The 18,761-nt window shown below is 71.2% G+C and carries 17 protein-coding genes; 10 read left to right on the top strand and 7 right to left on the bottom strand.

Annotated features, from left to right (window positions below):
- Positions 1-40 precede the first annotated feature (40 nt).
- Entirely contained in the window at positions 41-2,608 is a 2,568-nt protein-coding gene (locus IW245_RS20925; protein ID WP_197004865.1) for a nucleoporin, read from the top strand.
- A 221-nt stretch (positions 2,609-2,829) separates the two neighbouring features.
- On the opposite strand, the gene lexA is transcribed toward IW245_RS20925, so the two are convergent.
- Entirely contained in the window at positions 2,830-3,573 is a 744-nt protein-coding gene (gene lexA, locus IW245_RS20920; RefSeq protein WP_197004864.1) for a transcriptional repressor LexA, read from the bottom strand.
- Positions 3,574-3,756: 183 nt separating this feature from the next.
- Between lexA and IW245_RS20915 the strand changes: the two genes are divergently transcribed.
- The 3 genes from IW245_RS20915 (at position 3,757) to IW245_RS20905 (ending at position 7,703) form a co-directional block, all read left to right on the top strand.
- Complete coding sequence (locus IW245_RS20915; protein ID WP_197004863.1) at positions 3,757-4,011, top strand: LysM peptidoglycan-binding domain-containing protein; 255 nt, start codon at positions 3,757-3,759, stop codon at positions 4,009-4,011.
- Positions 4,012-4,305: 294 nt separating this feature from the next.
- A complete protein-coding gene (nrdR, locus tag IW245_RS20910; protein ID WP_233473041.1) occupies positions 4,306-4,863 on the top strand; it encodes a transcriptional regulator NrdR in 558 nt (185 codons plus the stop codon).
- Positions 4,860-7,703 (top strand): vitamin B12-dependent ribonucleotide reductase, encoded by a 2,844-nt coding sequence (locus tag IW245_RS20905; protein ID WP_197004862.1) that lies wholly within the window; start codon positions 4,860-4,862, stop codon positions 7,701-7,703. The genes nrdR and IW245_RS20905 overlap by 4 nt, the downstream gene beginning before the upstream one ends.
- 89 nt (positions 7,704-7,792) lie before the next feature.
- Here the strand turns inward: IW245_RS20905 and IW245_RS20900 are convergent, their stop codons facing one another.
- Positions 7,793-8,371, bottom strand: coding sequence for a pyridoxamine 5'-phosphate oxidase family protein (locus IW245_RS20900; RefSeq protein ID WP_197004861.1), 579 nt, complete (start codon positions 8,369-8,371; stop codon positions 7,793-7,795).
- Between the two features lie 253 nt (positions 8,372-8,624).
- Here IW245_RS20900 and IW245_RS20895 point away from each other — a divergent pair, with 253 nt between their 5' ends.
- From IW245_RS20895 to IW245_RS20880, 4 genes are all read left to right on the top strand, one after another.
- Positions 8,625-9,647, top strand: a complete 1,023-nt coding sequence (locus IW245_RS20895; RefSeq protein ID WP_197004860.1) for an aspartate-semialdehyde dehydrogenase — start codon at positions 8,625-8,627, stop codon at positions 9,645-9,647.
- Positions 9,648-9,896: 249 nt separating this feature from the next.
- A complete protein-coding gene (locus IW245_RS20890) occupies positions 9,897-10,097 on the top strand; it encodes a hypothetical protein (RefSeq protein WP_197004859.1) in 201 nt (66 codons plus the stop codon).
- 251 nt (positions 10,098-10,348) lie between these two features.
- Positions 10,349-11,038, top strand: coding sequence for an acyl-ACP--UDP-N-acetylglucosamine O-acyltransferase family protein (locus tag IW245_RS20885; protein ID WP_197004858.1), 690 nt, complete (start codon positions 10,349-10,351; stop codon positions 11,036-11,038).
- A complete protein-coding gene (locus tag IW245_RS20880) occupies positions 11,031-11,771 on the top strand; it encodes an SDR family NAD(P)-dependent oxidoreductase (protein WP_197004857.1) in 741 nt (246 codons plus the stop codon). Before IW245_RS20885 ends, IW245_RS20880 begins: the two co-directional genes overlap by 8 nt.
- 110 nt (positions 11,772-11,881) lie before the next feature.
- Here the strand turns inward: IW245_RS20880 and IW245_RS20875 are convergent, their stop codons facing one another.
- Positions 11,882-12,883 carry a lysylphosphatidylglycerol synthase domain-containing protein gene (locus IW245_RS20875; protein WP_233473040.1) on the bottom strand — a complete coding sequence of 334 codons (1,002 nt, stop codon included), beginning with the start codon at positions 12,881-12,883 and terminating at the stop codon, positions 11,882-11,884.
- Between the two features lie 69 nt (positions 12,884-12,952).
- Here IW245_RS20875 and IW245_RS20870 point away from each other — a divergent pair, with 69 nt between their 5' ends.
- On the top strand, positions 12,953-14,047 hold the full coding sequence (locus IW245_RS20870; RefSeq protein ID WP_197004856.1) for a DegT/DnrJ/EryC1/StrS family aminotransferase: 1,095 nt from the start codon (positions 12,953-12,955) through the stop codon (positions 14,045-14,047).
- Positions 14,044-14,988, top strand: coding sequence for a Gfo/Idh/MocA family protein (locus IW245_RS20865; RefSeq protein WP_197004855.1), 945 nt, complete (start codon positions 14,044-14,046; stop codon positions 14,986-14,988). The genes IW245_RS20870 and IW245_RS20865 overlap by 4 nt, the downstream gene beginning before the upstream one ends.
- A gap of 66 nt (positions 14,989-15,054) precedes the next feature.
- Here IW245_RS20865 and IW245_RS42285 read toward each other — a convergent pair whose 3' ends face one another.
- The 4 genes from IW245_RS42285 to IW245_RS20845 are packed head-to-tail and all read right to left on the bottom strand — an operon-like array spanning position 15,055 to position 18,728.
- On the bottom strand, positions 15,055-16,227 hold the full coding sequence (locus IW245_RS42285) for a glycosyltransferase family 4 protein (protein WP_197004854.1): 1,173 nt from the start codon (positions 16,225-16,227) through the stop codon (positions 15,055-15,057).
- Positions 16,227-16,652, bottom strand: coding sequence for an acyltransferase (locus tag IW245_RS42700; protein WP_197004853.1), 426 nt, complete (start codon positions 16,650-16,652; stop codon positions 16,227-16,229). The genes IW245_RS42285 and IW245_RS42700 overlap by 1 nt, the downstream gene beginning before the upstream one ends.
- Positions 16,649-17,584, bottom strand: a complete 936-nt coding sequence (locus tag IW245_RS20850; RefSeq protein WP_197004852.1) for an NAD-dependent epimerase/dehydratase family protein — start codon at positions 17,582-17,584, stop codon at positions 16,649-16,651. Before IW245_RS20850 ends, IW245_RS42700 begins: the two co-directional genes overlap by 4 nt.
- Before the next feature lies 1 nt (position 17,585).
- Complete coding sequence (locus IW245_RS20845) at positions 17,586-18,728, bottom strand: DegT/DnrJ/EryC1/StrS family aminotransferase (protein ID WP_197004851.1); 1,143 nt, start codon at positions 18,726-18,728, stop codon at positions 17,586-17,588.
- Positions 18,729-18,761: the final 33 nt, after the last annotated feature.

Genomic DNA, 18,761 nt, shown 5'->3' with positions numbered 1-18,761 from the left:
GTTGTCGCCATGATCAATGAACTGCTGGCACACTAGGCCGATGCGTCGGCTTGCTTCCCTACTCGCGGTGACGGTCGCAGGGGTGTGGTTACTCCCCTCTGCGGCCGTCGCGGACCCCACACCCACCCCGAGCTCGGCGCCGCCGGCCAAGGGCACGGCGGTCTGCAAGATCACCGATGCGACCCTCTCTGAGCTCAGCGGCATGGTCGCGCTCGACTCCGGGTTCGCCGTGATGAACGACGCACCCGACGCCGGCGAGCCCAACCCGCCGAAGATCTTCTTCCTGGACAACACCTGCAAGCGCACGACCACCTGGACCGACAACACCCAGCAGGCCCGCGACCCCGAGGACCTCGCTGTCGGCAAGGACGGCACGCTGTGGATCGCCGACATCGGCGACAACTACGCCGCCGAGGCGGACAAGCGCCGGTCCACGATCGCGCTGTGGAAGGTGCCGGCGTCCCACCAGGGCAAGGCGCAGCTGTTCCGGCTCAAGTACCCCGACGGCGCGCACGACGCCGAGGCCCTGCTGCTCGACGCGAACGACAACCCGATCATCGTCACCAAGGACCTCGTCTCCGGGATCTACGTGCCCACCGGCCCGCTCGCCCCGGGCAACGAGGGCACCGTCCTGAAGAAGGTCGGCGACTTCACCGCGACCCGCACCGGCACCCCCGGGGGACCGGTGCCGATCATCAGCCAGAGCTGGGTCACCGGCGGCGCCAACTCGCCGGACCGCAAGAAGGTGGCGCTGCGCACCTACACCGACGCGTACGAGTGGGACGTGCCCAACGGGGACGTCGTCGCCGCGCTCACCACCACCAAGCCCCGGATCACCCCGCTGCCGGACGAGCCCTGGGGCGAGTCGATCACCTACTCGCGCGACGGGGCCTCGTTCCTCACCGTGTCGGAGACCAAGGAACAGCCCGACGACGTCAAACCGGTCATCCAGAAGTACGTGCCGGTCCCGCCGGCCGGTCCCGCCGTCAAGAAGACCGCCGCGACCGCGAAGAACGACGCCGCCGCCCCCAGCTCGCTCGGCGTCAACGACATCGCCCTGATGATCGGCGGCGTCGGCCTGATCGGCCTGATCATGGTCATCGCCGGCGTCATCGGGATCAGGAAGGCCCGGCTCCGGCACGCGGCGGAGGCCAAGAAGGCCGGTCCAGGCCCCGGCGGCGCGCGCCCGGTCGGCGCGGCGGCGGTGCCCTCCGACCCGAAGCGCGGCCCGGGCTCCCGCGGCCGCTCCGGCGTGTACGGCGGCAACCGCCAACCCGCCGTCGACGACGACCTCTTCACCGCCGACGACGCCCCGCCCGGCCGGTCCGGTTCCGTCTACGGCGGCACCGCCCGCCCGGAACCCCCGGTGCCCGCCGTCTACGGCGCCGGCCAGCAGGCCCAGTCCGCAGCCGAACCCCCGCCGGGCGTGTACGGCGCCCCGAAGTCCGAACCGGGCGTGTACGGCGCGGCGAAGTCGGCCGCCGAGCCCCCGCCCGGCGTCTACGGCGCGGCCGCGTCCGCCCCCGAACCCCCGCCTGGCGTCTACGGTGCGCCCCGCGCCGCCGCCGAGCCCGCCCAGGGAGGCTACGGCTCCGGCAAGCGCTCGGCCCCGGAGGCTCCCGGCGAGTACGGCACCGCCCGCGCCGCCGCCGAGCCGCCCCCCGGCGTCTACGGCGCGGCCCGCCCGGCCCCCGAGCCGACGTCCGGCTCCTTCGGCCCGGCCCGCCCGGAGTCGAACTCCGGCTCCTACGGTGCCGCCCGTCCCGCTCCGGAGTCGACCTCCGGCTCGTACGGCACGGCCCGCCCCGAGTCGAACTCCGGCTCCTACGGGATGGCCCGCGCCGGCACGGAGCCGACGCCCGCCGCGTACGGTGCCGCCCGGCCCGAGCCCGTCGCCGAGCCGGACCCGCTCGCGTTCCTCGACGCCCCGCCGCGCACGGAACGCGGGCTCCGCAGCCGGGCCGGCCGCCCCACGGGCCCCGGCGTCGCCCGCACCGCGCCAGCTTCGGGCCGGTCCCGTCAGGACCCCGACCTGCCCGCCCGCCGCGAACCCGAGACCCGGGGCGGGGTGCCGATCCGCCCGGAGCCAACCACCGGCCGCGCGGGCCGCGGTGCCAGCGTCCCCCCACCGGCCCAGCCCGGGGCACCGGTGCCACCCGCGGCGCCGGTCACCGGGCGCGCCGCCCGCGCTGACGCCCGTGCCGTCCCGCCGGAGCCGGCGGGCCGGGCCGAGCGTGCCGGTCGCGCCGCCGTCCCGGAACCGGACCTCGCCTCCCCGCCGGCGCCGGTCGCCGGCCGTGCCGCTCCCGACGCCGGCCGCGAGTCCCCGGCCGCCCGCACCCGAGCCGAACCGCCCGCCGGTCGCGCCCGCGCCGGATCCGCCGGCCGGGCCGAACCGCCCGCGGCCCCCGAACGGGTCGGCGGGGTCCCGGTCCGGCCGGATTCCGCCGCCGGCCGGGCCGACAACACGCCGCCGCCCCGGACCACCCGGGGGATCAAGGCCCGCAAGCCCAAGGTGGACGACGACGACCTGAGCTTCGGGTTCGCCGACCTCAAGGGCGGCGACGACGAGCCGGACATCGGCCTGCGCAGCCCGAAGGCCCGCTGACCTCCTGGGCGCCGTGGGGACTGTCCGCGATCGCGCTCATGCAGGGTCCACCGCGCGGGATGCCGGTGACGGGCCCACGCCCTGCGGGGTCATGCACGGGAGTGGCCCGGGTGCGCCGGAATGGCCGGGCCCGGAGGGGCCGGCCATTCCGGGAGGATCGTCCGAGGTGGACCGCCGCCGGATGCCGGGTCGGTCGCGGCTCGTAACGGTCGAAAAAGGGTTTAGAGGCGGCGGAGGACCGACACGACCTTGCCCAGGATGGTGGCCTCGTCGCCCGGGATCGGGTCGTAGGACGGGTTGCGCGGCATGAGCCACAGGTGGCCGTCGTCGCGGCGGCGGTAGGTCTTCACGGTCGCCTCGCCGTCGAGCATGGCCGCGACGATGTCGCCGGTCTCGGCGGTGGGCTGCTGGCGGACCACGACCCAGTCGCCGTCGCAGATCGCGGCCTCGATCATCGAGTCGCCCTGGACCTTGAGCATGAACAGCGTGCCCTCGCCGACGAGCTCGCGGGGCAGCGGGAAGGTCTCGTCCAGGGTCTGCTCCGCGAGGATCGGGCCACCGGCCGCGATGGCGCCCAGCATGGGGACCATGACCGGCGTGGGGCGGTCGGGGAGCTGCGTGACGTTGGAGCCGCCACCGGTCTGGCGGATGTCGACCGCGCGCGGCCGGTTGGCGTCGCGGCGCAGGAAACCCTTCTGCTCCAGGACCCCGAGCTGGTAGGCCACGGAGGACGCGGAGGCGAGCCCGACGGCCTCGCCGATCTCCCGGACGCTCGGCGGGTAGCCCAGCCGCTCCACGGACTCCGAGATGACCTCGAGGATGCGCTGTTGGCGCATCGTCAGCGGACGGTTGTTCTTCTTCGAGGCCGAGGGCCGCGAGTCAGTGCCGTCGTGGGGAGCCACGTCGATCCTCCCAGGTCGGTCGGGTGTGGTGCGACGGGATGATCCCGCCCGGTGTCCTGCCATGACGTTAGCCGCTTTTGCGCGCTGATTCAAACGTCTGTTCTAGCGACACGCCGGGAGTGCCTCGCTTTCGGGTTCGGGGTCTGCTAGAACATCGTACGGGCGTTCGATCGAACCCGTGTTCGATGGGGGTGTGTGATGGCGGCTGACGCGCGACCGGTGCGGTTGACCCGGCGGGGGCGGTTGGTGTTGACCACGTTGATGACGGCGGTGTTCCTCGGCGGGTTGGCCCTGGCCGCCCCGACGAGCGTGGCCTCGGGGGTGCCCTCCGAGTCGAGGGTCGCCGTCGTACGGCCCGGCGACAGCCTCTGGTCGGTGGCGGTCCGCGAGCTGCCCGGGATGGACACCTACCGGGCGGTCCGCCAGCTCCGCGAGATCAACGATCTCGACGACGGCGTGGTGCAGCCGGGACAACATCTAGTGCTTCCGGTGCGCGGCTGACCCCACCGGTGCCATGTTGGGCACATCACAACGTATCCGCAGGTCATGGGGGACCGCTCCGTGCGGCCTGCGGAAAGCTTCGAAAATTTGTCCCTGCGTGTTCTGGCGTTCCGTTTGCACGTCGGCCGCGATCGGCCTACTGTAACCCCTACATCTAGTGGCCCAGCCGAGCGAGTCCACCCACAAGTTGGGGTTTGACTACTCACAGTGGCACTGAGATAGGCGCATACTTGTAGGGTCCCCGCCCGGGGGCCTCCTGTGTGCTGCCCGGGGACAGGACAGGAGGCGATTTGCGTGAGGTGTCCGTATTGTCGGCACCCGGATTCGCGAGTCGTGGACTCCCGCGAGGCCGAGGACGGTCAGTTGATCCGCCGTCGGCGCTCCTGCCCGGAATGCGGTAAGAGGTTCACGACGGTGGAGGAGGCCATCCTCGCGGTCGTGAAGCGCAGCGGGGTCACCGAGCCGTTCAGCCGGACGAAGATCATCGGCGGGGTGCGCAAGGCCTGCCAGGGCCGGCCGGTCACCGACGACGCGATCGCCCAGCTGGCCCAGCGGGTCGAGGAGGCCGTCCGGGCCAAGGGGTTCGCCGAGATGCCGAGCCACGAGGTGGGCCTGGCGATCCTCGGGCCCCTGCGCGAGCTGGACGAGGTCGCGTACATGCGCTTCGCCAGCGTCTACAGATCTTTCGAGTCCCTGGAGGACTTCGAGGCCGAGATCGCCACGCTCCGGGGGGCACGGGGCGAGCTCGAGCCGGAGCACGACGGCGCGACAGCCGATGCACTGCGCATTTTCAGCGCGGCGAACGCCGCCAACCACGCGGCCGACGCCGCCAACCGAGGGGGAGCAGTATGACTGAGGCGGTGGGTCAGCGGGGGGCCGCAGGCCGTGGGGCGCGCAAGGGCCTCAAGGTCGAGCGGGTCTGGACGACCGAGGGCACGCATCCGTACGACGAGGTGACCTGGGAGCGTCGCGACGTCGTCATGACGAACTGGCGCGACGGCTCGATCAACTTCGAGCAGCGCGGGGTCGAGTTCCCCGACTTCTGGTCGGTGAACGCGGCGAACATCGTCACGACCAAGTACTTCCGGGGGGCCGTCGGCTCCGCGGAGCGGGAGACCGGGCTGAAGCAGCTCATCGACCGGGTCGTGCACACGTATCGTGCGGCCGGCGAGCAGCACGGCTACTTCGCGAGCCCCGCCGACGCCGAGCTGTTCGAGCACGAGCTGACCTGGATGCTGCTGCACCAGGTGTTCAGCTTCAACTCGCCGGTGTGGTTCAACGTGGGCACGAAGTCCCCGCAGCAGGTCAGCGCCTGTTTCATCCTGGCCACCGACGACTCGATGGACTCGATCCTCGACTGGTACAAGGAAGAGGGGCTGATCTTCAAGGGCGGCTCCGGTTCCGGCGTCAACCTGTCGCGGATCCGCTCGTCCAAGGAGCTGCTGTCCTCCGGCGGCACCGCGTCCGGCCCGGTCAGCTTCATGCGCGGCGCGGACGCCTCCGCCGGCACGATCAAGTCGGGCGGCGCCACCCGGCGCGCGGCCAAGATGGTCATCCTCGACGTCGACCACCCGGACATCGAGGAGTTCATCGACACCAAGGCGCGCGAGGAGGACAAGATCCGCGCGCTGCGGGACGCCGGGTTCGACATGGACCTGGGCGGCAAGGACATCGTGTCCGTGCAGTACCAGAACGCGAACAACTCGGTGCGGGTCAACGACGAGTTCATGCGCGCCGTGGACGCCGGCACCGACTTCGGGCTGCGCGGCCGGCTCGACGGCGAGATCATCGAGCACGTCGACGCCAAGAAGCTGTTCCACAAGCTGGCGCAGGCTGCGTGGGAGTGCGCGGACCCGGGCATCCAGTACGACGGGCAGATCAACGACTGGCACACCTGCCCGGAGACCGGCCGGATCACGGCGTCGAACCCGTGTAGCGAGTACATGCACCTGGACAACTCGTCCTGCAACCTCGCGTCGCTGAACCTGATGAAGTTCGTCAACGACCAGGGCACGTTCAACGTGGCCCGGTTCGTCAAGTCCGTCGAGCTCGTCATCACGGCCATGGACATCTCGATCTGCTTCGCGGACTTCCCGACGGAGAAGATCGGCGAGACGACGCGCGCCTACCGCCAGCTCGGCATCGGGTACGCGAACCTCGGCGCGCTGCTGATGGCCTCGGGCCTGCCGTACGACTCGGACGCCGGCCACGCCTACGCCGCCGCGATCACCTCGGTGATGACCGGTGTGGCGTACCGCCGCTCGGCCGAGCTCGCCGGCGTCGTCGGCGCGTACGACGGCTACGCCCGCAACGCCGAGCCGCACCAGCGGGTGATGCGCAAGCACGCGTCCGCCAACGACGCTCTGAAGAGCTTCGGCATCAACGACGCCGCCCTGATCAAGCAGGCGACCAAGGAGTGGGCCGAGGGCAACAAGCTCGGCGCGAAGAACGGCTGGCGCAACTCGCAGGCCTCCGTGCTCGCCCCCACCGGCACCATCGGCCTGATGATGGACTGCGACACCACGGGCGTCGAGCCGGACCTGGCCCTGGTCAAGTTCAAGAAGCTCGTCGGCGGCGGCTCGATGCAGATCGTCAACCAGACCGTGCCGCGCGCGCTGCGCAACCTGGGCTACCAGGACGAGCAGGTCGAGGCGATTGTCGACCACATCTCCCACCACGGCCACGTCGTGGACGCCCCGGGCCTGAAGAAGGAGCACTACCCGGTCTTCGACTGCGCCATGGGCGAGCGCACCATCGCGCCGATGGGGCACGTCCGGATGATGGCGGCGATCCAGCCGTTCATCTCGGGTGCGATCTCCAAGACGGTCAACATGTCGGAGTCCGCGACCGTCGCCGACGTCGAGGAGATCTACTACCAGGGCTGGAAGCTCGGCCTCAAGGCGCTGGCGATCTACCGGGACAACTGCAAGGTCGGCCAGCCTCTGTCGGTCGGCAAGTCGGGCAAGGTCAAGGCCGAGGAGAAGGCCGCAGCCGAGAAGGCGGCAGCCACCCCGGCCCCGGTCGTGGAGTTCCGGCCGGTCCGCAAGCGGCTGCCGAAGAAGCGCGCCTCGCAGACGGTGTCCTTCTCGGTCGGCGGCGCGGAGGGTTACCTGACCGCCTCGTCCTACCCGGACGACGGCCTCGGCGAGGTCTTCCTCAAGCTGGGCAAGCAGGGCTCGACCCTGGCCGGCGTGATGGACGCGTTCTCGGTGGCGGTGTCGGTGGCGATCCAGTACGGCGTGCCGCTGGAGACCTACGTCGAGAAGTTCATGAACATGCGCTTCGAGCCGGCCGGCATGACCGACGACCCGGACATCCGGATGGCCAACTCGATGGTGGACTACATCTTCCGCCGCCTCGCGCTGGACTTCCTGCCGTTCGAGAAGCGCGCCGAGCTGGGCATCTTCACCAACGCGGAGCGCACGGCCCAGGTCAACGGCGAGTCCCTGGACGTCGACCTGGTCGGCCTGGCCAGCTCGGCCGAGGTCGAGGCCGCCCGCCCGGCCCCGGCGGCCGTGCCGACCGAGGTGCCGGTCGAGCAGCGGGCGTTCGGCTCCTCCACGGAGCTGCTGGAGCTGGTCCAGGGCAAGGCCGCCGACGCGCCGCTGTGCTTCACCTGCGGGACGAAGATGCGGCCGGCCGGCAGCTGCTACGTGTGCGAGGGCTGCGGCTCGACGTCGGGCTGCAGCTGATCACCTGACGGGTAGGGGGAGTCGCCGGCGACGGCGGCTCCCCTTTTCCCTATCTACGGTGGGGCGCCCCGGGCGGCGCCGGCCGGGCGTCACGCCTCGCAGCGGTCCGTCTGGACCCCGAAGTAGTCCCCACCCTTGCGCCGCACGTCGTCCGTCCCCCAGGCCCGGTCCCGCTCCCGGGGCGCCAGCCGGGGAATGTGCTTCCCGCAGTGGATGTACGCCTCGTCCACCCGGACCCGCACCCACCGCTCGGGCCGCCGCCCCGGCACCGTCTCCCCGTCGAGGTCGCGCAGGGCTTCCGCCGGGACGATCTCGGCCTCCCCGTTGACATGCAGCCCGATCACGTCGCGGACGAAGTCGATGAACAGCAGGCCGACGTGCGGGTTCTCGGTGATGTTTCCCAGGCTGGCGTGGACGCCGTTGCCCCGGTACTCCGGCCAGGCGACCGTGTGTTCGTCGAGCACGTGCACGAAACCGGGCGGACCGGCGCGGAACGTGGAGTCGCAGTCGCCGGCCCGGTTGGCCGTGGCGACGAACATCATCTCCTGGCGGGCGAGGAACTCGCACATCCTCGGGTTGAGCCGGTCGATCACCTGCTGGTCGTAGAAGCGGTCCGCGCGCTCGACGGTGTCGTACCGGTGTTGCAGGGTGCGTTCGCCGCTGTCCACTGTGACCTCCCATGGGCACAACTTGTAAGCATGTGCATACAGAGAGATCAAGACAAGGCCTTGGTCCGGGAGTCGCACACCTTGTCCGTTGGTGCGGGCGGGCACCGGGGCGGAGTTGAAGGCCGACGGTCCCGTACCGGAGGAAAACCCCCGATCCGGAAGTTCTCCCGAATCGGGGGTACCGCACCTAACGGCACAGCGCTCACCTCGACACGGGGCGCCGGAAATCTTGCGGCCCGGTAGCCTCAGAGCTATGAGAATCGGGATTGTGGGAGCCACCGGCCAGGTCGGTGGCGTGATGCGCCGGATGTTGGCGGAGCGGAAGTTCCCCGTCGAGCAGCTCCGGCTGTTCGCCTCCGCCCGGTCCGCCGGCCGGGGCCTGGCCTGGGGCGACGGCGAGATCCTCGTCGAGGACGCCGCGACCGCCGACTACTCGGGCCTGGACATAGTGCTGTTCTCGGCCGGCAAGACCACGGCGCTCGCGCTCGCGCCGACCGTCGCCGCCGCCGGGGCCGTCGTGATCGACAACTCCTCCGGCTGGCGGATGGACCCCGACGTGCCGCTGGTCGTCGCCGAGGTCAACCCGCACGCCGCGGCGGTCCGCCCGAAGGGCATCATCGCGAACCCGAACTGCACGACGATGGCGGTCATGCCCGTCCTGCGCCCCCTGCACGCCGAGGCCGGCCTGGTCGGCATGGTCGCCACCACCTACCAGGCGGTGTCCGGCAGCGGGCTGGCCGGCGTGGTCGAGCTCGACGAGCAGGCCCGCAAGGTGATCGACCGGGCCACGGAGCTGGTGCACGACGGCTCGGCGCTCGACTTCCCCACCCCGAAGGTGTACGCGCGACCGATCGCCTTCAACGTCCTGCCCCTGGCCGGCTCGATCGTCGACGACGGGTCCGACGAGACCGACGAGGAGCAGAAGCTGCGCAACGAGAGCCGCAAGATCCTGGAGATCCCGGGGCTGCGGGTGTCCGGCACGTGCGTCAGGGTGCCGGTCTTCACCGGGCACTCGCTGCAGGTCAACGCGCACTTCGCCTCGGCGATCAGCCCGGCGCGGGCCCGGGAGCTGCTCGCCGGCGCGCCCGGCGTCGAGCTGAGCGACATCCCCACCCCGCTGCAGGCCGCCGGGGCCGACCCGACGTTCGTCGGCCGGATCCGGGTGGACGAGACGGTCGAGCACGGCCTGGCGCTGTTCGCGTCCAGCGACAACCTCCGCAAGGGCGCCGCCCTCAACGCCGTGCAGATCGCGGAGCTCGTCGCGTCGACGCTCTAAAGTGCACGGGAGCCGCCGCGGAAGTGCGCGGCGAGGGCCGCGGAAGTGCGCGGCGAGGGCCGTGAAGGTTCACGGCAAGGGCCGTGGAAGTGCGCGGCAGCCGCCGTACCCGATAATGGGGTGCGGCGGTTTTCCCGTGCTGCTATGGTGCGGAGCATGTGATATTTCGGGCTTCCCTGCGCCTTGTCGCGCTGCGCCGCCATCTGACGCGGCCCCTTTTCCACCCTCAATAGCCCAGAGGAGACTCTTATGACCACCAGCCAAGAGCCAGAGCAGCCCGCCGTCGAGTCCGTGACCGACGCCGAGGCCGTCCCCGAGGTCGAGTTGACCCGCAAGGAGCGGCGCGCGCTCGGCAAGCATCCGCAGCACGTGCACGGCCAGGCCCCGACCCAGGGGAAGGGCGCGACGCTCGCGCCCCGGCGGCAGTATTCCAACCGCCGCAGCGGCTAGTCGTTCCCGCGAAGGGGCAGGTCAGACGGCCTGCCCCTTCGTTGTGCCCGGGAATCGGAAATAGCCGGCATCCGCCCGGAAGCGCACTGTCTGAGGCCCGTCAAACTCGTAGGCACACCCTGGCGGATCGCCGTGATCGGGTGTTCACTGATGGTGATCAGGCCGCTGATCATAGGTGGGGGGAAAGAGCCTGAGTGGGACCACGACCCACTCAGGCTCTTTAACGTGTAGCCCCTGGTTAGACTCCCGGCGTGGCAAATCGTATTCATTCCTCCGCGATCATCGGCGACGGAGTCGAGTTGGGCGACGGCAACGTCATCGGCCCGTACACCGTGATCGTGGGTCCGACCCGGATCGGCGACGGCAACTGGATCGGACCGATGGTCTCGATCGGCACCCCGGCGGAGTACCGGGCCGGGAACCACCCCGTCGGCTGGGAAGGCGAGCTGGACGGCGCGGGGGTCGCGATCGGCGACGGCAACATCATCCGCGACTTCGTCACCGTCAACCAGGGCGTGCACGTCACCACCACGGTCGCCGACGGCTGCTACCTGCTCGCGCGCAGCCACGTCGGGCACGACTGCGTGGTCGACGACGGGGTGACCCTGTCCGACAACGTGCAGCTCGGCGGGCACACCCACGTGTGGTCCTGGTCGAACATCGGGATGGGCACCGTGGTGCACCAGTACGGGCAGATCGGGCCCGGGGCCATGATCGGGATGGGTTCGGCGATCCGCAAGGACATCGGCCCCTTCATGACGGCCGTCGGCAACCCGGCCCGCGAGGTCGCCGTCAACCGGGTCGGGCTCACCCGGCGCGGATGCGACGAGGGCCAGGCGGACGCGGTGGAGGAGTACCTGAAGAAGCGGGGCGACCTGCCCGCCGGCCTGCCCGAGGAGCTCGCGGCCCGGTTCGCCGCATGGGAGGGGCGGGGTGCGTAGCCTGGCCGGCAGGATCGCCGTCGTCACCGGGGGCACCCGGGGCATAGGCCGCGCCACCGCGGAGGCCCTCGTCGAGGCCGGCGCGACCGTGATCGTCACCGGCCGCTCCGGGGTCGAGGAGGTCGCCGCCGAGATCGGCGCGTCCGCGGCGACCTTCGACGTCGCGGACTTCGACGCGGTGGCCGCCGGATTCAAGGCCATCGCCGCCGAGTACGGCCGGATCGACATCCTCGTCGCCAACGCCGGCATCCTCGAGGACGCGCTGGTCGGCATGATCCGCCCCGAGCTGGTCGAACGGATCCTCGGCGTCAACGTGGCGGGCACCATCGCCACGGTGCAGGCCGCGGCGCGGACGATGATGCGCAAGGGCCCGGACGGCGGGCCGCGCGGCGGGGCGATCGTGCTGCTCGCCTCCATCGTGGGCGAGGAGGGCAGCGCCGGCCAGACGGTCTACGCCGCATCGAAGGCCGCCGTGGCCGCCATCGCCCGCTCGACGGCCAAGGAACTCGGCCCGCGCGGCATCCGGGTGAACGCCGTCGCCCCCGGCCTGATCGACACCGCGATGATCGCGCACCTGCCGGCCGACCTTGTCGGGAAGCGGGTGGCCGACACGGCGCTGCGCCGGCTGGGCACGCCGGCCGACGTCGCCCGCGTGATCCGGTTCCTGGTCAGCGACGAGGCGGCGTTCGTGACGGGCCAGGTACTGGGCGTCGACGGCGGCCTGGTGCTGTAAGACCTTTTTTGATGGTTACGCCGCGTTCCTGACGCGTTGCGCGGCGGCCGTCCCGTGCCGCCCGCCCAGGCCCCGGTTCGGAGGTGGCCCGGCTCGGAAGTGGTCCCGGCTCAGGACGCGGCCGAGTCCTCCGCCACCCCGGACCCCCGCAGCGCCCGCATCCCCGTCAACGCCGCCAACCCCGCGGCGATCAGATCCGCCACCGTCAGGATCAACCGGGACGCCAACGCGATCCCGATCGCCGTCCCCTTCGGGTCGCTCCCGGCCAGGAACGGCACCATGGCCGCCACCAGCACGCTCTCGCGCACCCCGAGCCCCGACGGCGAGATCACCACGAACATCCCGACGCTCATCGCGATGGCGAACGCCCCGACGCAGACCAGCAGTCCGCCGATCCCCGGCGCGGCCCGTTCGTTGGCCAGCAGCCACAGGTGCACCCCGAACAACGCCCACCCCAGAGCGCTGAACCCCACCACCCGCAGGACGCCGGCCCACGTCAGCGGGTTCTCCAGTCCGGGGCGGCGCACGAGCCGCAGGAACACCTGCACGAGCCGGGTCAGCACGGCCGGTACCGCGCACAGCAGCGCGATCGGCAGCAGGATCAGCATCACCCACAGGGTGGTCCGTACGGCGCCCGCCTGGTCGGCCGAGCCGGTGGACGCCTCGCGCAGCAGGGTCGGCAGGCCGGCGAGCCCGACGAGCAGGGCGGTGACCAGGCCGAGCCCGGTCGCGATCAGTGAGGCGAGGAACGCCCGGGGGCGGGGGAGTCCGGCGCGGCGGCCGAGTTCCATCTGCAGGACGTAGGACCACACACTGCCGGGCAGGTACTTCGCCAGGCCGCCCACCAGGCAGATCTGCGCGGCGGTGGGCACGTCCACCTCGCACTCGACGTCGGCGAGCGCGGCCCGCCAGGCGAGCACGTTCGCGCCCATGGCGGCGACGGCGGCGACCAGGGACAGCGCCACGGACTGCCAGGCGAGGCTCTGCCACGTCTTGCTGACCTGGCCCCAGTTGGTGACCACATTCCATGCCACGAACCCGGCAATAGCGACAATGATCGCTATCCGCCCGACGAGCAGGACCGGGCGGGGGATGCGAGCGGTGAAGGTCACCGGCAGAGTCTACGGAGAGTCAGGTTGGTACTGTCGCAGGGCCGTTCCGCACCTGACAGGAGAGCGATCTTGATCCCGATTTCGAGGGTGCAACTGCCCGCCGACGCCGCGCGACTGGTCGTCGAGGTCATCGAGTCGGGGATGCTGGCCAGCGGTCCGATGGTCGAGCGGTTCGAGCGCGAGTTCGCCGCGATGATCGACGTCGAGCACGCCGTGGCCGTCAACAACGGCACCACCGCCCTGGTCGCCGCGCTCGAGGTCCTCGACCTGCAGCCGGGCGACGAGGTGCTGACCAGCCCGTTCACCTTCGTGGCGACGCTGAACGCGATCCTGGAGGCGGGCGCGACGGCCCGGTTCGCCGACATCCGCACCGACGACTTCTGCCTGGATCCGTCGGCCGTGGCGGACGCCATCGGGCCCCGGACCAAGGTCCTGATGCCGGTGCACCTGTACGGCCAGGCCGCCGACATGACCAGCCTCGCCCCGCTCGCGGCGACCCACGGCCTCGGGCTCGTCGAGGACACCGCCCAGGCGCACGGCGCGACGGTCGACGGCCGCGCGGCCGGCACGTTCGGGCTGGGCACCTTCTCGTTCTACGGCACGAAGAACCTCACCACCGGGGAGGGCGGCATGATCACCACGAACGACGCCGCGCTCGCCGCCAAGCTGCGCGTGCTGCGCAACCAGGGCATGGTCCAGCGCTACCAGTACGAGATGGCCGGGCACAACTACCGGCTCACCGACGTGCAGGCCGCGATCGGGCTCCCGCAGCTCGCCGGCTATCCCGAGCAGGTCAAGCGGCGCAAGGACAACGCGGCCCGGCTCAGCGAGGGCCTGGCGGGCCTGCCCGGCCTGACCACGCCGGCCGAGCTGGCGGGGCGGTCGCACGTGTGGCACCAGTACACGGTGCTGGTCGACGGGGACGTCTCCCGCGACGAGCTGGCCGCGAAGCTGCTGGAGCGCGGCGTCGGCTCCGGGGTCTACTACCCCCGGCTCGTGCACGACTACGACTGCTACCGCGACCACCCGCGCGTGATCGTCGACCCCACGCCGGTCGCCGAGCGGGTCGCGACGAGCTGCCTGTCGCTGCCGGTGCACCCCTACCTGTCCGAGGCCGACCTCGACACCGTCGTCGCCGCCGTGCGCGAGGTGATGGGCGCATGAGGTTCGCGCTGGTCGGCACCGGGGTGATGGGTGCGCTGCACGCCCGGGTCGTGTCCCAGTCCGACCGGGCCGAGCTGGTCCGGGTCGTCGAGCCCCGCGAGGACGTCGGCCGTGAGGTCGCCGAGCGGTACGGCGCCGAGTGGGTGCCCGAACTCGACTTCGCCGGGATCGACGCCGTGATCGTCGCCTCGGCCACCGAGTCGCACCGGGACGTCGCCTACCGGGTACTGACCGAGGGCCTGCCCCTCCTCGTCGAGAAGCCGGTCTGCGCGAGCCTCGCGGAGACCGAGGAGATCGTGGCCCTGTCGGCGGCCCGGGACGTGCCCCTGATGTGCGGGTTCCTCGAGCGCTTCAACCCGGCCATCCTCACCGCGCGCCAGCTCGTCGACCGGCCGGTGCACGTGACGGCCACCCGGCACTCGCCGTACGCGCCCCGGATCCGGACCGGCGTCGCCTGGGACCTGCTCGTGCACGACGTCGATCTGGCGATCGGGATGTTCGGCGGCGCGGAGCCGGCCGGCGTGCGCGGCATGCTCGGCCACTTCCACCCGGAGTCGGTCGCCGGGGCCGAGGACGTCGCCGAGGCGCTGCTCACCTTCCCCGACGGCGGGGTGGCGACGGTGTCGGCGAGCCGGATCGGCCAGCGCAAGGTCCGGTCGCTGACCGTCAACGAGGTCGACCGGTGCATCGAGGTCGACCTGCTCCGCAAGGACGTGACGATCTACCGGCACGTGTCCCTGGACGCGGCGACGCCCGACGGGCGCGGTTACCGGCAGCAGAGCATCATCGAGATCCCGGAGCTGATCACGGTCCGCGAGCCCCTGGCCGCGCAGCTGGACCGGTTCCTGGACATCCTGGACGGCAAGGCCGACTCGGCCGAGGAGCGCGCCAGCATCCTGCCGGCGCACCGCGCGGTGGGCGGGGTCCTCGCGACCGCCTGAGCGTGACACGACGAATAATGCGCATGCATATTATGCATGCGCATTATTCGTGCGGTGGGGGCTTGCTCAGCCGACCATCGACTCCAGGGTCGCCAGGTGCGACTTGAGCACCGAGTCCAGAGTGAACCGCTCGTGGATCAGGCGCTGGCCGCCCAGCCCCACCTCGCGGGCCCGGTCGCGGTCCGTCAGCACCTCGATCAGCGTGTCGGCCAGGGCCCCGGTGTCGCCGACCGGTGTCAGGTACAGGTGCTCGCGGTCGCGCAGCTCGATGCCGGGGAAGTTGTCCGGGCGCACGGCGGCCACCACGGGGCAGCCCGCGCCCATCGCCTCCAGCGCTGCCGTGCCCAGCCCGAAGCCGTCCAGGTCGTGGGTCTCCAGGTCGGCGGCGGCCACGTACGCCGGGATCTCCGACTTCGGCACCGCGCCGGGGGCCACGATCGCGTCCCGCACGCCCAGCTCCTCGGCCAGCTTGAGGAACTTGTCGTAGTAGACCGTCCCGACGACGAGCACCGCGAGGTCCGGCACCTTCTCCAGCACCCGGGGCAGGGCCCGGACGAGCTGGACCCGGTCGCGGAGCGGGATGACGTGCCCGAGGGACAGCGCGATCGGCCGGTCGCCCAGCCCGTGCCGCTCCCGGATGCCGGCGCCGTCGCCGTTCAGCAGCCACTGGGGATCCACCCCGACCGGGATGTACTCCAGTCCGCTGACCGCCGAGCGGTACCGCTTCTGGATGTACTCCTCCATCTGCACGTCCATCACGACGAACCTCGGCTTGTACCGCCGCAGGATCGGCGCGACCAGCATCGAGTCCCCGACCGTGAACACCGCCTGGTACGCCGCGCGCGGGCTCTCCAGCCGGGTGTGCACGCTGAGCAGCGTCGGCACGTCGCGCTTGCGGGCGTAGAGCCCGCTGGCCCAGGTGAGGTCGAAGAACTGGCCGTGCTGGTGGATCACGTCGGGCTGGAACTCGTCGAGGATCCCGGTGACGGTGCGCAGCAGGGACGGCCGGACCGTGAACCCGATGTCGAAGCCGGCCACCGAGCTGGGCAGCTGCCAGGACGGCAGCCGGAGCACCCGGCAACCGCCGCGCATCTCGTCGAGCGGCGCGTCCTTGTAGGTCGCGGTGAGCACCAGCACCTCGTGCCCGGCGGCGGCGTACCCGTGGGCCAGGGACTCCGACAGGTGCGCCGAGCCGCCGACGCGGGGCGGGTAGAAGTTGTTGACGACGGCGATCCGCACTAGCTGACTCCCTCGAAGCGGACATTTTCCCCGTCGAACACCACGGTCGACACCACCCGTGCCGGCACTCCGGCGACCACGGTGCCGGCCGGCACGTCCCTGCTCACCACGGCTCCGGCGGCCACGACGGCACCGTCCCCGATGGTGACGCCCATCTGGATGACGGCGTTGGCCCCGACGAACACCCGGTCTCCGATGGTCACAGGGGCCCGGTCGACGTCGGGATAGGCCCGGCCGGACACGCACCGGCGGGCCGTCGAATGGGTGTAGATCTGCGCGCCGCAGCTGATGTCGCAGCCGGTGCCGATGGTCAGCCCGCCGGACCCGTCGAGCACCGTGAACGCCCCGATCCAGGTGCCGGCCCCGATCACCGGGTCACCGCTGATCCACGCGTGCTCGTTGTACGGATTGGCCGGGAGGCTCACTGCTCCAGTGCCGCCTTCACCAGCGCGGTCATGCCCTCTTCCACCGTGATCGTCGGTTCCCAGCCGAGCACCTCGCGTGCCCGGGTGATGTCGGCGGCCCGCCGGCTGACCAGCACGTCGCGCGGCACGAAGATCGGCTCGACGTCGGAGCCGAGGGCGTCGATCAGGATCCGGGCGAGGGTGGCGATCGAGGTGTCGATGCCGGTGCCGATGTTGATCGGCAGGTTGTCGCCCTCGGACTCCAGCGCGCACACGACGCTGCGGGCCAGGTCGGTGACGTGGATGAAGTCCATCGACTGCTCACCCTTGCCGTCGATCGTGGGCGCCTGGCCGGCCCGGATTCGCTGGATGAACGTGTTGATGACGCTGGTGTAGTAGGCCTCGATCTTCTGGCCGGGGCCGTACACGTTGAAGAAGCGCAGCGCGTTCCAACTCAGGCCCTTGGTGCGCTGGTAGAAGCCCAGCAGGTCCTCGCCGGCCCGCTTGGAGATGCAGTAGGGCGTGAGCGGGTTCAGCTCGTCGTCCTCGTGCATCGGCAGCCGCTTCGGGTCGCCGTACACGCTCGCGGAGGAGGCGAACACGAGCCGCTCGACCCCGTGGTCGGCCGCCGCCGCGAACACGTTGTTGTTGCCGACCATGTTGATGTCGATCGACTCGTACGGGTCCGCGATGGACTTGTTGATCGACACCGTGGCGAAGTGGATGACGTGCGTGGCGCCCTTCATGGCGTTGTGCACGCCACCGCCGTAGCGGACGTCCTGCTCGACCAGCTCGACGTCGCCGGTGGCGATCAGCTCGTTGACCCGGGCCCGGTCGCCGCGCGCCATGTTGTCGAAGATCCGGATCTGGTAGTCCTTCTCCAACAGCAGCGGGATGACGTGCAGCCCGATGAACCCGGCCCCGCCGGTGATGAAGACGGTTTTCTTCGACACTTCAGACTCCCTGGGCGACGTCGGTGACCACCGTGCGGACGGCGGCGGCGACGGTCTCGATCTCTGCTTCGGTCAGGTTCGCGTGCATCGGGATGGCCAGGTGCCGGCCGAACAGGTCGGCGGACACCGGGCACTCGTGCGTCTTGCCGTAGAGGGGCTGGACGTGCGAGGCGTAGGTGCCGAAGTTGCACTGCACCCCGCGCGCCCGCAGCCGCTGGGCCACCTCGCCCCGGTCGATGCCGGAGTTCAGAGTGATGATGTACGCCTGCCACGGGTGCGTCCGGTCCGCCGCGACCTGAGGCGTTCCGATCAGCTCGAAGTCCCCGAGCAGGTGCTCATAGCGCGCGGCGATGTGCTGGCGGGCTCGGAGCAGCAGGGGCAGCCGGTCCAGCTGGACCAGCATGATCGCTGCGGCCACGTCCGAGAGCCGGTAGTTGTAGCCCAGCTCGTCGAACTCCGGGATCGGCAGCGCGCTGGAGGCGGCCCGGTCCACGGCCGGCGCGATGCCGTACGTGTGCAGCTTGCGGGCGTGCGCGACCAGGTCGGCCCGGTCGGTGGTGAACGCCCCGCCCTCGCCGGCCGTGATGTTCTTCCGGCCGTGGAAGCTGAACGTGGCCACGTCGCCCAGCGAGCCGGCCGGCCGGCCCTGGTAGGAGGCCCCGGCGGCGCAGGCGGCGTCTTCGATGATGAAGAGCCCGTGCTTGTCGGCGATCGCGCGCAGCTCGGCGTAGTCGGCGGGCTGGCCGGCGACGTCGACGGCCACGATGCCCCGGGTGCGAGGGGTGATGAGGGACTCCACGTGAGCGGGGTCGATGGTCCAGATGTCCGGCCTGATGTCGGCGAAGACGGGCCTGGCGCCCGGGTACATCACGGCGTGGCCGGTGGCCGGGAACGTGTAGTCCCCGACGATCAGCTCGTCGCCCGGCTCGACGCCCAGGGTCAGCATGGCAAGGTGCAGAGCCGAGCCGCAGTTGTTGGTGGCCAGGGCGTGCGCGGTACCGGCGACGGCGGCGAACCGTTCCTCGAACCGCTGGCAGGTCGGGCCGGCCCCGGCGAGCCAGCCGGAGGCGAACACCTCGGCGATGGCCTTGAGTTCGGCCTCCCCGACCGTGGGCTGGCCGAGCGCGACGACTTCGGACGACATGGCACTCCTGAGCTCTCGGGGTCCTGGTGAGTC

Origin of the sequence: Longispora fulva (genome assembly GCF_015751905.1) — a bacterium.
Classification (GTDB): Bacteria; Actinomycetota; Actinomycetes; order Mycobacteriales; family Micromonosporaceae; genus Longispora; species Longispora fulva.
This window is presented reverse-complemented; position numbering and strand designations above follow the sequence as displayed.

What these genes read in the sequence shown, in the direction of transcription:
- IW245_RS20925 (WP_197004865.1), top strand. Translation starts at nt 41, where the DNA reads ATGCGTCGGCTTGCTTCCCTACTCGCGGTGACGGTCGCAGGGGTGTGG.
- lexA (WP_197004864.1), bottom strand. Translation starts at nt 3,573, where the DNA reads ATGGCAGGACACCGGGCGGGATCATCCCGTCGCACCACACCCGACCGA.
- IW245_RS20905 (WP_197004862.1), top strand. Translation starts at nt 4,860, where the DNA reads ATGACTGAGGCGGTGGGTCAGCGGGGGGCCGCAGGCCGTGGGGCGCGC.
- IW245_RS20895 (WP_197004860.1), top strand. Translation starts at nt 8,625, where the DNA reads ATGAGAATCGGGATTGTGGGAGCCACCGGCCAGGTCGGTGGCGTGATG.
- IW245_RS20890 (WP_197004859.1), top strand. Translation starts at nt 9,897, where the DNA reads ATGACCACCAGCCAAGAGCCAGAGCAGCCCGCCGTCGAGTCCGTGACC.
- IW245_RS20865 (WP_197004855.1), top strand. Translation starts at nt 14,044, where the DNA reads ATGAGGTTCGCGCTGGTCGGCACCGGGGTGATGGGTGCGCTGCACGCC.
- IW245_RS20845 (WP_197004851.1), bottom strand. Translation starts at nt 18,728, where the DNA reads ATGTCGTCCGAAGTCGTCGCGCTCGGCCAGCCCACGGTCGGGGAGGCC.